The following is a 16426-nucleotide window of genomic DNA, read 5'->3' on the forward strand; positions in this document are numbered from 1 at the left end:
CATCTCCTGATCATCGAAATCTTTGAGTCGTCACGGGGCGGGTCGTTGCGGGCTCGGCGTGACCGTCCCGCTCCGGCGCCGAAGTGTCCGGCTCACCCAGCGCCCGCGATACGGCGTCGGCCAGGGCCGCTGGGGTCGGTTGCGCGGAGGTCATCGGGTCGACTCCGCGGGCCCGCAGCGCGCGGGCGGTCGGTTCCCCGATCGCGATCCACGCCGTGGCGGCCGCGGGCGTCATGCCCTCCAGCAGGGCGTCCGCGCGCGACGGCGCCGTGACCACCACCGCGGCCAGCTCACCGGACGCGCACGCGGCCCGAGCGGCGTCGGCGCCCCATTCCTCGGGGGCTTCCGGTGTGGTTGCGGTCCCGGCACCGGGGGCGCGCAGCGGGCGGTCCGCCGGGGCCGGGACGGTGTCGTACGCGGTGATCCGCACGACGTCGTACCCCCGCTCCCGCAGTCCGCTCACGAGGGCGTCGGACGCGAGCGCCGAGACCGGCACGAGGGCCCGCACCGGGGCCCCGGATGCACCCGGGTGCTCCTCGGGCCACTCGGCGAGCATGCCCGCCGCGCTCGAGACGCGCGCGGGGACGAAATCCACGCCCACACCATACTCCCCCAGCGCGCGGACGGTCGCCTCGCCCACCGCGGCGACCCGCAGCGCGGGCTCACCGGCCTCGGTGCGGTGACGAGCGGAGGGCCGCCGAGCGGCGTCGAGCGCGGCACCCCACTGCGGGGTGGGGGCGACCGCGGCAAGCGCCGCCACCGTGGTCGCGGACGTCACGCACAACCACGTGGGACCGCTCGGGCCGGTGGCCTCGGCCAGCAGCTCCCGCAGTGATTCCACGTCCGACGGCAACTGGGCCTCGAGCAGGGGCGAGGCGCACGGCTCGTACCCGCGTTCCCGCAGCAGCACCGCCAGGGCGCTCGCGGAAGCGGGGTCGCGGGTGATGAGCACGCGCGCCGCGGTCACAGGCTCAACCGTGCCAACCGGTCCGCGCCGTGGGCCAACAGGTCCTCCGCGACCCGCTGACCGAGAGCCCGCGCGGCCTCGACCGAGGGTTCCGGCGCGGACTCCGTGCGGCGCATGACCTCGGAGCCGTCCGGATTCGCCACGACGACGTCCAGTTCGAGATCACCGTCCACGAGGCGTGCGAAGGTTCCCACAGGTGCGGCGCAGCCCGCCTCGAGACGAGCCAGCACCGAGCGCTCCGCGGTGACCGCGAGCCGCGTGGGCAGGTGGTCCACCGCGGCCAGACCGGTCGCGAGACCCGAGTCCGCCGCGAGTTCCGCCGAGACCTCGAGCGCGAGCGCACCCTGGCCCGGGGCCGGCAGCATCCGGTGCGGATCCAGGTACTCGGTGATCCGCCCCTCGAGGCCCAGGCGCTTGAGGCCCGACGCCGCGAGCACCACCGCGTCGAGGTCCCCCGGGTCCCCGGGAGCCACGCGGTTGAGCCGCGTGCCCACGTTGCCGCGGATGTCCACGATGCGCAGGTCGGGGCGCAGCGCGCGCAACTGCGCGACGCGCCGCGGCGAGCCCGTGCCCACGGCCGCGCCCTCCGGCAGTTCGTCGAGGGTCAGACCGTCACGGGCGCACAGGGCGTCCCGCGGGTCCTCACGCTGCGGCAGCGCGGCAATGGTGAGCCCCGTGACCGCCGCGGTGGGCAGGTCCTTGAGGGAGTGCACGGCCAGGTCCACGGCGCCATCGAGCACCTGGGACCGCAACGCCGTGGCGAAGACCCCTGTACCGCCCAACTGGGACAGCGGCCCGGTGAGCACGTCGCCCTCGGTGCGCACGGTGACCAGCTCGTGGTCGATGCCCCCGGCACGGGAGACGGCCTCGGCCGCCCACCGGCTCTGGGTCATGGCCAGCTGCGAGCCTCGGGTGCCCACCCTGAACACGGGTCCACTCACCGGTGGATCACCTCGCCGTTCTCGTCGAGCCCCACGGGGATCGGCTCGCCGACGGGCCGCTGGGCGATCGTGGGGCGGGGTTCGCTCTGGCCGCGCAGCACCTTCACGCAGCAGTCCGGGGCGCACGTGTCGAACCACGTGCCCTGGGCGCACGCGGATACCCGCGGGGGCGCGGTGGGCGTGCCCAGCCGCTGCTCCACGAGGTCCGCGAGCGCGGCCACGAACTCGGGATCGGTGCCGGCGGTGGGGATGCGCTCGAACTCCAGGCCGGCCTCGGCCGCGGCGTCACGGGCCTCGGTGTCGAGGTCCCAGAGCACCTCCATGTGGTCCGAGACGAAGCCCAGGGGCACCACGGCCACGCCGGTGACGCCCTTGCCAGGCAGCTCCTCGATGACGTCGCAGATGTCCGGTTCGAGCCACGGGACCTGCGGGGGCCCGGAGCGGGACTGGTACACGAGCTCCCACTCCACCCCGTTCATGGGCTCGCCCACCTGCTCCACGATCCAGCGCGCGGCCGCAAGGTGCTGCGCCACGTAGGCGGAGTCCCCCTCGAAGCTCATCCGCTGGGAGCCGGCCGCGTTGGCGTCCGTCATGGGCACGGAGTGGGTGGTGAACAGCACGCGCACGGGTCCGTCAGTACGCTCGCGCAGGGCGAGCAGCGAGTCCCGCAGCTTGGTGGCGTACGGGCGCAGGAAGCCCTCGGAGTCGTAGTACTGCCGGATCTTCTCCACGTGCAGCTCGTCCTGCAGCCCCGTCTCCTCCAGGCCCACGCCGTAGTCCTCCCGGTACTGGCGGCAGCTGGAGTACCCGGAGTACGCGCTCGTGGCGAGCACCAGCAGGTCCCGGTACCCGCGCTCGTGGCTCTCGCGCAGAACGTCCGCCACGTACGGGTCCCAGTTGCGGTTGGCGAGCAGCACGGGCAGCTCCACACCACGACGCCGCAGCTCGGCCTCGAGCGCATCGCGCAGCGCCCGGTTCTGGGCGTTGATGGGGCTCACGCCGCCGTTCGCACGGTAGTGGGTGGCCACCTCCTCGAGCCGCTCGTCCGGGATGCCGCGGCCGCGCGTGACGTTGCGCAGGAACGGGATCACGTCCTCCTGACCCTCCGGCCCGCCGAAGGAGGAGAGGATCAGGGCGTCGAAGCTGCGCGGCGCGTTGGCGCGCTCGGCACTCAGGGCATTGGTCTCTCGGGTGTCAGTCATCTCAGTCAAGCACCTCGGCAATCTCGTGGGTGGTGATCCGGCGCCCCGTGTAGAACGGGGTCTCCTCGCGCACGTGCAGGCGTGCCTCGGTGTTGCGGAAGTGGCGCATGATGTCCACCAGGTCCACGAGCTCCGGGGCCTCCAGGGCCAGCAGCCATTCGAAGTCGTTGAGCCCGAAGCACGCGATGGTGTTGGCGAGCACCTGCGGGTACTCGCGGGCCTTCATGCCGTGGTTCTTGAGCATCTCCCCGCGGCGCTGCGGGTTCATGTAGTACCACTCGTAGGAGCGCACGAACGGGTAGACGCACACCCACGCGCCAGCCTCCGCACCGCGCGCGAACGCGGGCGAGTGGTTGGACGTGAACTCCGCCTCGCGGTGCACACCCATGGCGTTCCAGGACTGCCGGGTGCCCGCGAGCAGCGGCTGACGGCGCAGTTGCCGGATCGCGGCCTGCAGGGCGTCCGGTTCCTTGCCCGTGAGCCACAGCATCAGATCGGCGCCCTCGCGCATCCCGGAGACGTCGTACACGCCGCGCACGGTGACGCCCCGACCCTCGAGGTCCTTCACGAGCTCGTCGAACGCGCTGCGGTTGGCCTGCGAGTCCGCGTCCCGCGGGCGCTCACCCGTCCGCTCGAACACTGTGTAACCGGCCCAGTACAGCGTGTCCCCGCCGGCCTGTGCCGCGTCCTGGCCTGCCTCGGTTGCGTGCTCACTCATCGTGTGTGCTCCCTTTCGACTTCTCGTTCTGTTCACGTTCGGTGGTTCTCGTCCCGCGCAGCACTGCCCGGGCTGCGCGGACGACGTCGCACGGCTCGGTCCCGCGCGCGGCGGTCCCTCAGTTCGGGGTCACGTCGAACCCGTGGTGCTTGAGCAGGGTCCTGACCTGGTGGCGGGTGTCGGCGACGACCGCCGCGAGTCCCGTGCCGGACAGCCACGCCCCCACGGCCGCGGCGTCCGGGACGTCCTTGAGCGCCCGGCGGAACCCCGTGACGCGGGCGCTGTGACCCGCGTCCGTGCGCGGCAGGGCGGTGTGCCACCGCACGACGTCCGCGCCCACGAGCTGTTCTGGCTCGATCGGTACGCCCAGCAGCGTGCTCGCGTCCCCGAGGGCGAGCGAGATGAGGTGCTTGTCCTCGAGCGTGACCTCCGGGGAGGGGCCCGATCCACGCGGGGTGGCCCGGCCGTAGGATAACCGCACCACGTGGCGGTGCTCCCCGGCCTCGCGAGCCACCCACTTCCACTTGGCCGTGGCGTGGGTCAGGGCCTTGGCGCGCACCTCGCGCACGTCGTCGCTCACGAGCAGACCGGTCCCGCGGGGTGCACTGTCCAGGGCGGGGCAATCCAGCACGAGGGTGGCGAGCGCGATCCGGGGCCCCGAGCGAGGCGTGAAGTTCTGGACGTCGCTGACCTGCGTGCCGAGCAAGCGCACCGTGGTGGGTCCGTCCGTGGCCATCACGAGCAGTTCCCCGCGGGCCACGGCCGTCTTGTCCCCGTTCACGGGTTGGCGCTGGATCACCATCCACCCGGGCCTGCGCGGGTCGCGGTCCAGGGCGATGACGTCGTAGCGGGTCACGAGCTTGACGCCCAACCGCTCCGCGTCCCGCACGAGCCGTTCGCTGAGCAGGTTCATCCCGCCGTCGAGCCCGGCCACGTTCGCACCCGCGGGGCTCGCTGTGCGCAGTGCACCCGCGGCCGCGCCCAGGCTGCCGAGTTCGCGCAAGCGGGCGCGCAAACCGGGGGCCACGGCGTCGACGTCGAGTTCGTCCGGGTGGGTCGAGTAGACCCCGGAGACGAACGGGGTGACCAACCGGTCCAGCACGCGCTGGCCCATGCGGGCACGCACGAGACCGCCGATGGAACGCTCCCCCGCACCCACGCGGGCCGGCAGCGCCCTGTCCATGCGCGCACGGGCCACGCCCGCCCGGCCCAGGGGCTTGCGCAGCTCCGGTGCGGTGGGGTCCGCGGGGATCCCGAGCACCCCGGACTTGGGGGCGGGCACCGCACCCTCAGGGAGTTGCAACCAGGAGCCCGCGGGATGGGGGGTGACCACGCGGTCGGAGAGCCCGAGTTCCTCGAGCAGATCGGGTACGGCGTCCGAGCGTGTGGCGAAGGATTCTGCGCCGGAGTCCAGGACGAGTCCCGCCACCTCGTGGGCACCCACGGCGCCGCCGAAGTGGTCCGAGGCCTCGACCAGGGTCACGCGCAGACCGGCGCGCGCCAGGTCACGGGCGGCCGTCAACCCGGCGACGCCGCCGCCCACCACGAGAGCCGTGCGAGGACGCCGTGGCGCGGTGCGCCGCTGGGCACCGGGGGAAGTTGTCACCGAGTCTCCTTGTGGATGAAGGTCACCAGTTCGCTCAGCACGTCCGGGTCCGTCTCCGGCGGCACGCCGTGGCCCAGGTTGACCACGTGACCGGGGGCGCTGCGACCGCGGCGCAGAACGTCGCGGGCGTGCTCGTGTAGCACCTCCCGCGGGGCGGCGAGCAGCGCGGGATCGATGTTGCCCTGCACCACGGTGCGCCCACCCAGACGCTGCGATGCGATGTCCAACGGGATGCGATAATCCACACCCACGGCGTCCGCTCCCGCGTCCCGCATGGCGGCCAACAGCTCGCCCGTACCCGTGCCGAAATGGATCCGCGGTACCCCCAGGTCCGCCACGGCGGCGAGCGCGTCCGCGGAGTGGCGCTGGACGTGCGCCTCGTAGTCGGCGAGCGACAGGGAGCCCGCCCACGAATCGAACAACTGCACGGCCGAGGCCCCCGCTTCCACTTGGGCGCGCAGGAACGCTCCGGAGGTGCGCGCGGCCCACTCGGCCAGAGCGGTCCAGGACGCGGGATCCGCGTGCATCATGGTGCGCGGGCGCAAGTGGTCGCGCGAGGGCCCGCCCTCCACGGCGTATGCGGCGATCGTGAACGGCGCGCCCGCGAAACCGATCAGCGGGGTGTCCCCGAGCTCGGCGACCGTGCGCGCCACGGCCTCGCGGATCGGGTCCAACGCCGAGTCCGGCAGTTCGGGCAGCGCGGTGACGTCCGCGGCGGTGCGCACAGGGTGGTCGAGCACTGGGCCGCGCCCGGCCACGATGTCCACGGCCACCGAGGCGAGCTTCATGGGCACCACGATGTCGGAGAAGAAGATGGCCGCGTCCACGCCGTGCCGGCGCACCGGCTGCAGGGTGATCTCCGCGGCGAGGTCCGGGGTCAGGCACGCCTCGAGCATCCTCGTGCCCTCCCGGGCGGCGCGGTACTCGGGCAGCGAGCGACCCGCCTGACGCATGAACCACACGGGCGTGTGCGCGGCGGGGAGCCCCCGCAGGGTACTGATCAGGGGGGAGTCGGCCACACCCGCCGAGCGCAGCGGGTGCTCGGTGGGCAGCGCGGCGATGCGCTGCTCCCACGCGTGATCGCCGCCCGGCTCCGTGGCCGCGGCGGGATCATGGGGGGACTCGGCGCGGCGGGATTCTACGGTGCGATCATTCTGGGAAGCCATAATGGCCCCATTGTGCCAAAGGAACCCGCCGGTTTTGATGACGTAGTGTCCGCCGGGAACACAATCTCTGCGCCGGGTGCGCCCAGTGGTTATGCTGAGCGAGCCAGGATGAATTCGTCTAGGATGGCCGGATTGTGGTTCTTTTCTGTCTTGTCGCATCGCACCGTTCCGTCGACCTCAACACCGTCGCACGGTTGAGCACGGGGGCTCTCGGGGTGGCCGAGGAGGCCGTGTCCCAGGGCGCGCTCTCGGGGGCCATCACGCTATCCACGTGCAACCGGCTCGAACTCTACGCTGAGCTGCCCGAGGACGGGACCCGCGACGTCGCCCTGGCCCAGCAGCAGCTCGCCGAACGCGTGGCTGAGCGCGCTGGGCTGGACGAACGCTTCGTCCTGGAGACCATGGACACCTACCACGGCACCGAGGTCCCGCAACACCTGTTCACCGTGGTCTCCGGTCTGGAGTCCGCCGTGGTGGGCGAGCGTGAGATCACCGGACAGGTCCGCCGCGCGCTGAACCAGGCCCGCCAGTCCGGCACCGCTTCGGGACACCTCGTGCAGTTATTCGAGGCCGCCGCCCGCACCGCACGTGAGGTCGGGGCCCGCACCGGCCTCGGTGAGCGGGGACGCTCCATCGTGTCCGTGGCCCTGGACCTCGCCGACGACATCACCCGCGGCAGCTGGCCCAACCGGCACGCCCTGATCTTCGGCACCGGCGCGTACGCCGGCGCCACCATGGCCGCGCTGCGCGACCGCGGCTGCGCGGACATCGAGGTCTACTCCGGTTCCGGACGCGCCCAGCAGTTCACGGACCAACGCGGCGGCTCCCCCGTCACGGAGGTCGAGCTGCCGGCGGCACTGCGCCGCGCGGACGTCGTGATCGGCTGCTCGGGCGGCTCCGCCCCCATACCGGCGTCCGCCTTCCCGAGCGGACCGCGCACCGTGATCGACCTCGCGCTGGCGCGGGACTTCGACCCCGCCGTCGCGGACCTGCCGGACGTGGAGCTGATCACCCTGGAATCGGTGCGCGTGGCCGCACCCGAGGAGACCCGCGAGTCCGTGAGCGCGGCGCGCGAGATCGTGGACGAGGCCGCCCAGGGCTTCGCGGCAGCCCAGAACGCCCGCACCATGGACCAGGCCATCGTGGCGCTGCGCAAGCACACCATGGCCGTGCTGGACACCGAACTCGAGAAGGTCCGTGCCCACCACGGCTGCACCGGCGCGGAGGAACAGATCGAGATGGCCATGCGCCGCATGGTCCGCTCACTGCTGCACATCCCCACCGTCCGTGCCCGTCAGCTCGCCGCGGAGGGCCGCGCGGACGAATACATTTCCGGATTGGAAGCGCTGTTCGGTCTGGAGGTCGCACCACCGCAGACCCTCCCCGCGGATCAGGATCCCCTCGCTGAACGATCCCCCTCAGACACCCCGCGTCCCCGCGCGGCCGGTTGAAGCCACGACGGGCGAGGGCCCGTCACAGAGGAGGACCCCATGAACGCTCCCGATGCACGCGACGCGCCCGCGCCCACCGGCCACACGCGGGCCCCTCGCATGACCCGGGACCAGCGGCGGGAGCAGCTATTGAGCACGGCACTGCGGGTGTTCTCCGAAGGCGGCTACCACTCGACCTCCATGGACGAGATCGCCGCCGCGGCCGGGGTCTCCAAACCGGTGCTCTACCAGCACTTCCCGGGTAAGCGGGACCTGTTCCTGGCGCTCGTGCAGTTCACGCTCGCGGAACTGTCCGAGAAGCTCGAGCGGTCCCTGGCCAGCGCCGAGACCAACAAGGCGCGGGTGCAGAACGTGATCGACACCCACTTCGAGTTCGTGAACAGCCAGCCGGAGGCCCATCGGCTCGTGTTCAGCGCGGACCTCATGTCCTTCCCCGAGGTCGCGGCGCAACTGGACGAGTTCTACCAGGGGATTGCCGTGGCCGTGGCCGCGGTGCTCGGACCCAAAGCGGGCATGCCACCGGCCCAGGCCATCATGCTGTCCCGGGGCCTCGTGCACCTGGTCCAGACCTCCGCTGTGTTCTGGACCCGCCACCCGGAAGCGGGCACACGCGAAGAGGTCCAGGACCGGATTTTCCGTTTAGCCTGGGGCGGAATCAGGACGCTCGACGAGGAGCGCCGGGAACCTGCTCCTAAACTGATCGGCAACGACCGAGGCTGACGCGCCCGCCCCTCACCGGGGTGCGCGGCACCTGGAAGACATGGTCCGGCCCGTGATCACCGTGGGCCGGTGACGCCGCAGGAGGTACTCATGGAAATCAAGATCGGGATTCAGAACGTGGCCCGCGAGCTCGTGGTCAACGCCGACCTCTCCGCGGACGAGGTGCAGACCAAGGTCACGGAGGCGCTGAGCTCCGGCGCACCGCTCGTGCTGCAGGACACCAAGGGTTCCACCACCGTGGTCCCCTCCGCGAGCATCGGCTACGTGGAGACCGGCCAGGAGACCAAGCGAAAGGTGGGTTTCACCCCCCTGCCCCTCGGCTGAACCGCCCACGCCGTGAGGCCCCCGGACCACCGCGTCCGGGGGCCTCACCGTTTTGCGGGTACACTGGAGGTGTTTATCAGGATGACCGGTCGTCCCATGAGACCGTCACGTTCACTTGTTACCCGGCTTCGGCCCGCGCCCGGAAGGTCCCGCGCCTTCCGCTGAGCGCCCGGGCGGGGTGCGTTTCACGATCGGCTTCCTCTCACAGCGCGGCGGCCCCCGCTTCGTGCCGCTCCGTCCTCCGGGACGGCCCGGCCGATGATCCGGTGTGGTGCCCCGCGCCGACCCGTGAAGGACATTCGTGACCGATATCACTGCAACACCCGAACACGACATCATCGAGCCAGACGAGGCCGGGACCCAGGCGGTCGACACCGCCGAACCCGTGACCGAGTCCTCGTTCGCGGACTTCGGCGTCCGCCAGGACATCGTGGACGCGCTCGCCGAGCACGGCATCACCTCCCCGTTCCCCATCCAGGCCATGACGCTGCCCATCGCGCTGTCCGGCCAGGACATCATCGGTCAGGCCAAGACCGGTACCGGCAAGACCCTCGGTTTCGGCATCCCCGCACTGCAGCGTGCCGTAGGCCGTGACGACGACGGCTGGGCCCAGTTGAAGAAGCCCGGCGCCCCCCAGGCATTGATCGTGGTCCCCACGCGTGAGCTCGCGGTCCAGGTGGGCAGCGACCTCGCGATCGCCGCCAAGACCCGCAACGCCCGCGTGGCCACGATCTACGGTGGCCGCCCCTACGAGTCGCAGATCGCCGAGCTCGAAAAGGGCGTGGAGGTCGTCGTGGGCACCCCCGGGCGCCTGATCGACCTCAACCGCCAGCACTTCCTGGACCTGAGCCACGTGCGCATGGTCGTGCTGGACGAGGCGGACGAGATGCTGGACCTGGGCTTCCTCCCGGACGTGGAGAAGCTGCTGGCCACGGTTCCGCAGGTGCGCCAAACCATGCTGTTCTCCGCGACCATGCCCGGCCCCGTGGTGGCCATGGCACGGCGGTACATGACCCGGCCCATGCACATCCGTGCGGCTGCCCCGGACGAGGGCAGCACCAAGAAGGACATCCGTCAGGTCATCTACCGCGCCCACCACCTGGACAAGGACGAGGTCGTCGCGCGCATCCTGCAGGCCGAGGGCCGGGGACGGACCATCATCTTCACGCGTACCAAACGCGCGGCCGCCAAGCTCGCGGACGAGCTCATCCACCGCGGTTTCGCCGCCGCTCCCCTGCACGGCGACCTGGGCCAGGGCGCCCGCGAGCAGGCGCTGCGCGCGTTCCGTCACGGCAAGGTGGACGTGCTTGTGGCCACGGACGTCGCCGCGCGAGGGATCGACGTCGAGGACGTCACCCACGTGATCAACTTCCAGTGCCCCGAGGACGAGAAGACTTACCTGCACCGCACCGGGCGCACCGGGCGCGCGGGCAACAAGGGCACGGCCATCACGTTCGTGGACTGGGACGACGTCCCCCGCTGGCGCCTGATCGACAATGCCCTCGAGCTGGGCGTGCCCGAACCCGTGGAGACCTACTCGTCCTCCGATCACCTCTACACGGACCTGAACATCCCGCGCGGCGTCAAGGGCAAGCTGCCCAAGTCGCAGCGCACGCTCGAGGGCCTCGACGCCGAGGAGCTCGAGGACCTCGGTGACGGCAGGCCGCAGCACTCCGAGAAGCGTTCGGGCCGCGGCGGTCGCGGTGGTTCCGGTGGCCGCAACGGCTCCGGCGCACGACGCCGCTCGGGCGGTTCCGACCCCCGCAGCGGCTCCGCGGGGCGATCCCAGGCGGAGAACCAGCGGCCCCGCTCCGAGCAGGGCGAGCGTTCCCGGGAGACCTCCGTGGAGAACACGGGCGAGGGCACCAAGCGGCGCCGGCGGCGTCGTCGTTCCTCGGGGCAGAACAAGGCTGCCCAGGGCGGTCAGCAGGCGCAGCAGTCCTCTACAGCGGGAGAGTAGATGGCGCAGTGGGAGCCCTTCGCATTCGACGCGGAGGGCACCAGCGCGATCGTGCACGGTGAGAACCTCAACGTGCTGGAGGGGCTGCCGGACGAGGCGTTCTCCCTGGTATACCTGGACCCCCCGTTCAACACGGGCAGGGACCAGGTGCGCCGCACCACTCGCTCCGTCCCCGCGGCCGCGGGCGAGGGCGATCGCGTGGGCTTCGCGGGGCGTTCCTACGAAACGATCATGGGCTCGTTGCTGCGCTACGAGGACTCGTTCGCGGACTACCTGGGCTTCCTGGAACCCCGGCTGATGCATGCCCGGCGCGTGCTGGCCACGCACGGGACGCTGTACGTGCACCTGGACTACCGCGAGGTGCACTACGTCAAGGTGCTGCTGGACGCGCTGTTCGGCCGCCGGTGCTTCCTCAACGAGATCATCTGGGCCTACGACTTCGGCGGACGCACCGCCAAGCGATGGCCGGCCAAGCACGACACGATCCTGGTCTACGTCAAGGATCCGACCGCCTACCACTTCAACTCCGCGGACGTGGACCGGGAGCCGTACATGGCCCCGGGGCTCGTGGGTCCCGTCAAAGCCGCGCGCGGCAAGCTGCCCACGGACGTGTGGTGGCACACGATCGTCTCCCCCACGGGCAAGGAAAAGACCGGTTATCCCACGCAGAAACCCGCCGGGGTGTTGCGCCGGATCGTCACGGCGTCCTCGCGTCCCGGGGACTGGGTGCTGGACTTCTTCGCAGGCTCGGGGACCACGGGCGCGGTCAGCGAGCAACTGGGCCGGAAGTTCGTGTGCGTGGACTCCAACCCCGAGGCCGTGGACGTCATGCGTCGGCGCCTGCCGGATACGGCGGTGTTCAGCGCGTCCTGATCCGGTTCACGAGCCGCTGCATCCCGACTGTTCTTCGAAACGTCGTCAGGACCGTGCCGTGCGCCCCGGCCTCACGGCCAGCGGACCTCCATCCCGGAGGTGGCCTGTTCGCAAATCCTCGTGAGCGAACGCACTGACGTGGAGTTCTCCCCCAACCGATTGGGCTTGCCCGCGCCGTGGTAGTCGCTGGATCCCGTGACGATGAGATCGTGGTCCGCGGCGAGCTTCATGAGCACCGCGCGGGACTCGTCCGGGTTGTCCCGGTGGGCGACTTCCACGCCGGCCAGACCGGCGTCGATCATCGCGTTGAAATCGGCCGGGGTGGCCACGCGACCGCGCAACGGGGCCATGGGGTGGGCGCACACCGGGACCCCGCCCGCCGCGCGCACGAGTTTGATGGCCTGCACCGGGTCCAGGGCCATGTGCCGCACGTAGTACTTAGATCGCCCGGAGAGCATGTCCGAGAACGCGGCAGAGCGGTTTGGGACGACGCCCAGCTCCACCAGGGCGTCCGCGATGTGTGGGCGGCCCACCGTGGCCTCGGGACTCACGTGGGCCATGACGTCGTCCCAGCTGATCGGGTAGTCCTGCGCGAGCAGGTCCACCATCTTGTGCGCGCGGGAGAGTCGGCTGCGCCGGGACTCCTCGATCGCGTCCAGCAGCGGTGCGTGGTCCGGGCCGTGCAGATAGCTGAGCATGTGCACCGAGATACCGTCCGCGGTGGTGCACGTGATCTCCATGCCGGGTACGAACGCGACCCCCAGGGACACGGCGGTGTCCCCCGCCTCCTGCCACCCCGCGGTGGTGTCGTGATCGGTGAGCGCGAAGACGTTGAGCCCGGCCCGGTGTGCCGCGCGGGCCACGTCCGCCGGGGACTCCGTGCCGTCCGACGCGTTGGAGTGGGTGTGCAGGTCGATTCTCATCACCTCCACGATACCCGCGGACCGCGGTGGGTCGGCCCGCGATACGCGCCGACCGGACGAGGCCGAGCCATCGCTACCGATCGCCCGGTCCTCGCTGCCCACGGGCCAGGGTTGACCGGCGTGGCACCATGGACGAGAACATTCCGCCAGCATCGCGACCCGCGCGGGAGCCCGCGCCCCGAAGGAGATGACCGCGTCCATGAGCCAAGGCTCAGCACACCCCACCGCTTCCCATCACGCGAGCGAGGACGCCGCGCAGCCCATGGACGAGCGGGTGGACAACCGCTCGCAGCGCCCCGACAACGCGGAGTTCCGCGAGTTCATGGCCTCGGGTTGGGCCGCTCCGGAGCACACGACGACGCCGCGCGCCGAGGTCGCGGAGTTCGCCGCTCAGCGCCGTGCCCGGCTCTCCCGGATGTTCCCCGGCGAGCGTCTCGTGATCCCCGCGGGCGCCCCCAAGGTGCGCTCGAACGACACCGACTATCGCTTCCGCCCGCACTCCGCGTTCGCGCACCTCACGGGCATGGGAGTGGACCACGAGCCCGAGGCCGTGCTGGTCATGGAACCCACCGAGCAGGGTCAGGGAGACGACGGCAGCGACCACACCTCCACCCTGTACTTCCACCCCATGGCCGGGCGGGACTCCGCGGAGTTCTACGCGGATGCCAAGAACGGTGAGTTCTGGGTGGGGCCCCGCCCCACGCTGGCGCAATTGCGCGACGAGTTCGCGCTGCCCACCGAGGACCTCTCCGCTCTGGAGACCGCGGTCACCAAGGACGCAGGCAACACCGCCCTGGGTGGTCTCAGCATTCGTTTGGTGCGGGACGTGGACCTGAACATGGACGCGCTCGTGGACACCTCCCGGATCAACACGGGCGTGGACCTCGAGCAGTCGGACACCAAGGACGCGACCCTGGCCGAGGCCCTGAGCGAGCTGCGGCTCATCAAGGACGAGTACGAGGTCGGGCAGTTGCGCGAGGCCGTGGCGGCCACGATCCGCGGTTTCGAGGACATCGTCTCCGTGCTGCCGCGCGCGATCGGCGGTGAACGCGGCGAGCGCGTAGTCGAGGGCGCGTTCTTCTCCCGCGCCCGCCTCGAGGGCAACGACCTCGGCTACGACACCATCGCGGCGTCCGGGAACAACGCGACCGTGCTGCACTGGATCCGCAACAACGGCTCGGTCAAGCCGGGCGAGCTGATCCTCGTGGACGCGGGTGTGGAGGCCGAGTCGCTCTACACCGCGGACCTCACCCGCACCCTGCCCGTGACCGGCAGCTACACGGACGTGCAGCGCCGGATCTACCAGGCCGTGCTCGACGCCGCGGACGCCGCGTTCGACGTCGCCGTCCCCGGTAACAAGTTCCGGGACCTCCACGCCGCGGCCATGAAGGTGCTCGCCCAGCGGCTCGAGGAATGGGGGCTGTTGCCGGTGTCCGCGGAGGTCTCCCTGTCCGAGGCCGGTCAGCACCACCGCCGCTGGATGCCGCACGGTACGAGCCACCACCTGGGACTGGACGTGCACGACTGCGCCCAGGCCAAGCGTGAGCTCTACCTGGACGCTGTGATCGAGCCGGGGATGGTGTTCACGATCGAGCCCGGGTTGTACTTCAAGAACGAGGACCTCGCGATCCCCGAGGAGTACCGCGGCATCGGTGTGCGCATCGAGGACGACGTGCTGATCACCGAGCAGGGCAACGAGAACCTCTCCGAGGCCCTCCCCCGCAACCCCGACGACGTGGAGTCGTGGATCCAGGGCATCTGGAACCGGGACGAGAACGTGGGCCCCAGCGCGGGCCCCGCGGCGTAACCCCCGGAACACCTAGAGAGTGATCCCCGGGCCCGCATGTCAGGACCCGGGGATCGCTCTCTGTGCGTGACGCCGCCGAACTCCCAGTCACTCCCGCGCCACCTTCGGGCACCATTTGTGGCTCTGGCGTGCCCGAAATTTTGTTGCGCGTGTGCCGTGGGTCAGCGCTGGTCCTCGCCGTGCGGCCGCTGGGTCGTGCCCTGTCCGTTGTGCGGGGTGGACCCGCCCTCGCGCGGTGCCTCGGGGGTACCCGGCTGTGTCCACGGCGCCGCGCGGTCGGCCGACTGAGCCGGGTTCGCGGGGATCGTGCCCGATGACGCCCCGTCTGTGGAGGGAGCGGGAGCGTCGGCCGCGGGGTGGGACGGAGCGGCGGCGTTCGCGGGGGCCTGCGGTGCGGGCTGTCCACCGGCCGGGGCGGCGTCGGAGGGTTCGAGCCGGATACCGTACTGCGGGCGTCCGTCCGGGAGGTCCGGGAACTTCGCGGAACGGTTGGCGTCTTCCTGCTGCTGATCTGCACCCGGGAGAAACACACCGTAGCGCGGCTCGGAACCGCCGGGAGCGTTCTGTCCCCCGGGATCACCCTGCACCGGAGCACCGTGAACCGGGGCGCCCTGACCCGGAGCGCCCGGCCGCCCGCCCTGGACGGGACCGCCCTGGGCCGGTCCACCGTACTGCGGGCCACCGGGGTACTGGCTGCCCTGCGGAGCACCCGAACCACCCCACTGGTCACCCTGCGGACCGGCGGGACCGCGGTACCCCTGACCCGGGTTCTGCCCGCGCTGCCCCACCACGTGGCCGCCCTCCATGCCGTTGAGCACCTGGCGGGCCTGACCCGCGACCTCCGGGGCGGCGAGGACCTCGTAGCTGCCCGCCACGATCCTGCTGGTCGAGGTGAAGTCCCGCTTGCCGCGGGACATGGCGTACGTGATGGTGGCCATGAGCATCCAGAACGCGCCACCGAGGATCATGGTGAGCAACAGGGACGAAGCCATGTTGGCCCCGCCCAGCAGGGACATCAAAAGGCCGAAGAACGCGCCGAAGACCAGACCGTTGAGCGCACCCTGCAGGGCGACCTTGGGGTAGGAGAGCCGACCGGTGACCTGCTCCACGGACTTGAGGTCGCTGCCGATGATCGAGACCATGGCCACGGGGAAGTGTTCGTCCGCCATGTAGTCAACGGCTTTCTGCGCCAGGGCGTAGGTCCGGTAACGGCCCACCACCTCACCGCGGGGCATTTCCGGGGCGATGGACAGTTGGGCGGGGCCTGGTTTCGAGTTGCTCATGCCATCCATTGTCCCGTAGTCACCCACGAGCCCGCCGGGAAAACCCTGGATCATCGCAGCGGGTGAACACGGCGGCCGGTGAACCCACCCCGGATCGGGTGCCCAGCAACCGGTATTGCCCGGGTTCTGATCCCCCACTCCAGGAATGGGACCGCACTGAAGCGCCCTGGGTCTGATGGAGACTCGCGCTATTTGATTCCGACCAGGTGTTCGCGGTCGGCTTGGACAGCATAGAACGCGTTCTCGAACTCGGCGGGCGGGACGTCGCCGAGGTAGCTGTGGAGGCGCTGCGTGTTGTGCCAGTGCACCCAACCGAGGGTGGCGAGCTCGAGATTCTCGACCGTCTTCCACGGCCCGGACCGGGCCGGCCCGCGGACGAGTTCGGCCTTGTAGTACCCGTTCACCGTCTCGGCCAAGGCATTGTCATAGCTGTCACCGACGGTCCCGATCGACGGCGTCGCGCCGATCTCCGCGAGGCGTTCGCC

15 protein-coding genes are annotated in these 16426 nt (G+C 71.0%); 6 read left to right on the plus strand and 9 right to left on the minus strand.

The window, feature by feature from the left end; genetic code table 11:
• Nucleotides 1-10: 10 nt before the first annotated feature.
• The 6 genes from IE157_RS10575 to hemE form a co-directional block, all read right to left on the minus strand.
• A complete protein-coding gene (locus IE157_RS10575) occupies nucleotides 11-967 on the minus strand; it encodes a uroporphyrinogen-III synthase (protein WP_064846087.1) in 957 nt (318 codons plus the stop codon).
• Entirely contained in the window at nucleotides 964-1908 is a 945-nt protein-coding gene (gene hemC / locus IE157_RS10580) for a hydroxymethylbilane synthase (RefSeq protein WP_064846086.1), read from the minus strand. The genes IE157_RS10575 and hemC overlap by 4 nt, the downstream gene beginning before the upstream one ends.
• On the minus strand, nucleotides 1905-3110 hold the full coding sequence (locus IE157_RS10585) for a ferrochelatase (protein WP_193519927.1): 1206 nt from the start codon (nucleotides 3108-3110) through the stop codon (nucleotides 1905-1907). The genes hemC and IE157_RS10585 overlap by 4 nt, the downstream gene beginning before the upstream one ends.
• 1 nt (nucleotide 3111) lies before the next feature.
• Nucleotides 3112-3828, minus strand: a complete 717-nt coding sequence (gene hemQ / locus IE157_RS10590; RefSeq protein WP_193519928.1) for a hydrogen peroxide-dependent heme synthase — start codon at nucleotides 3826-3828, stop codon at nucleotides 3112-3114.
• 118 nt (nucleotides 3829-3946) lie between these two features.
• A complete protein-coding gene (hemG, locus tag IE157_RS10595) occupies nucleotides 3947-5434 on the minus strand; it encodes a protoporphyrinogen oxidase (protein WP_085107679.1) in 1488 nt (495 codons plus the stop codon).
• Nucleotides 5431-6600, minus strand: coding sequence for a uroporphyrinogen decarboxylase (gene hemE / locus IE157_RS10600; protein ID WP_193519929.1), 1170 nt, complete (start codon nucleotides 6598-6600; stop codon nucleotides 5431-5433). The genes hemG and hemE overlap by 4 nt, the downstream gene beginning before the upstream one ends.
• A gap of 134 nt (nucleotides 6601-6734) precedes the next feature.
• Between hemE and IE157_RS10605 the strand changes: the two genes are divergently transcribed.
• The 5 genes from IE157_RS10605 to IE157_RS10625 all read left to right on the plus strand — a co-directional run bounded on the left by IE157_RS10605 (nucleotide 6735) and on the right by IE157_RS10625 (nucleotide 11928).
• Nucleotides 6735-8051, plus strand: a complete 1317-nt coding sequence (locus tag IE157_RS10605; RefSeq protein WP_064846081.1) for a glutamyl-tRNA reductase — start codon at nucleotides 6735-6737, stop codon at nucleotides 8049-8051.
• Nucleotides 8052-8090: 39 nt separating this feature from the next.
• Nucleotides 8091-8771 (plus strand): TetR/AcrR family transcriptional regulator, encoded by a 681-nt coding sequence (locus tag IE157_RS10610; RefSeq protein WP_064846080.1) that lies wholly within the window; start codon nucleotides 8091-8093, stop codon nucleotides 8769-8771.
• A gap of 90 nt (nucleotides 8772-8861) precedes the next feature.
• A complete protein-coding gene (locus tag IE157_RS10615) occupies nucleotides 8862-9095 on the plus strand; it encodes a DUF3107 domain-containing protein (protein ID WP_035965329.1) in 234 nt (77 codons plus the stop codon).
• A gap of 301 nt (nucleotides 9096-9396) precedes the next feature.
• A complete protein-coding gene (locus IE157_RS10620) occupies nucleotides 9397-11055 on the plus strand; it encodes a DEAD/DEAH box helicase (protein WP_193519930.1) in 1659 nt (552 codons plus the stop codon).
• Nucleotides 11056-11928, plus strand: coding sequence for a DNA-methyltransferase (locus tag IE157_RS10625; RefSeq protein ID WP_064846078.1), 873 nt, complete (start codon nucleotides 11056-11058; stop codon nucleotides 11926-11928). It abuts the gene before it with no gap.
• A 71-nt stretch (nucleotides 11929-11999) separates the two neighbouring features.
• Here the strand turns inward: IE157_RS10625 and IE157_RS10630 are convergent, their stop codons facing one another.
• Complete coding sequence (locus IE157_RS10630; RefSeq protein ID WP_064846077.1) at nucleotides 12000-12851, minus strand: PHP domain-containing protein; 852 nt, start codon at nucleotides 12849-12851, stop codon at nucleotides 12000-12002.
• 199 nt (nucleotides 12852-13050) lie between these two features.
• Between IE157_RS10630 and IE157_RS10635 the strand changes: the two genes are divergently transcribed.
• Nucleotides 13051-14658 (plus strand): aminopeptidase P family protein, encoded by a 1608-nt coding sequence (locus tag IE157_RS10635; RefSeq protein ID WP_085107710.1) that lies wholly within the window; start codon nucleotides 13051-13053, stop codon nucleotides 14656-14658.
• Between the two features lie 161 nt (nucleotides 14659-14819).
• Here the strand turns inward: IE157_RS10635 and IE157_RS10640 are convergent, their stop codons facing one another.
• Together IE157_RS10640 and IE157_RS10645 are read right to left on the minus strand one after the other, a co-directional pair.
• The gene (locus IE157_RS10640; protein ID WP_179861248.1) at nucleotides 14820-15941 is read right to left on the minus strand and encodes a general stress protein; all 1122 of its coding nucleotides are present in this window, start codon (nucleotides 15939-15941) and stop codon (nucleotides 14820-14822) included.
• A 188-nt stretch (nucleotides 15942-16129) separates the two neighbouring features.
• Nucleotides 16130-16426, minus strand: a 297-nt coding sequence (locus tag IE157_RS10645) for an integrase core domain-containing protein (protein WP_193519931.1), incomplete at its 5' end; no start/stop codon positions are given.

This window comes from Kocuria marina (assembly GCA_014652975.1).
Taxonomy (GTDB): Bacteria; Actinomycetota; Actinomycetes; order Actinomycetales; family Micrococcaceae; genus Kocuria; species Kocuria marina.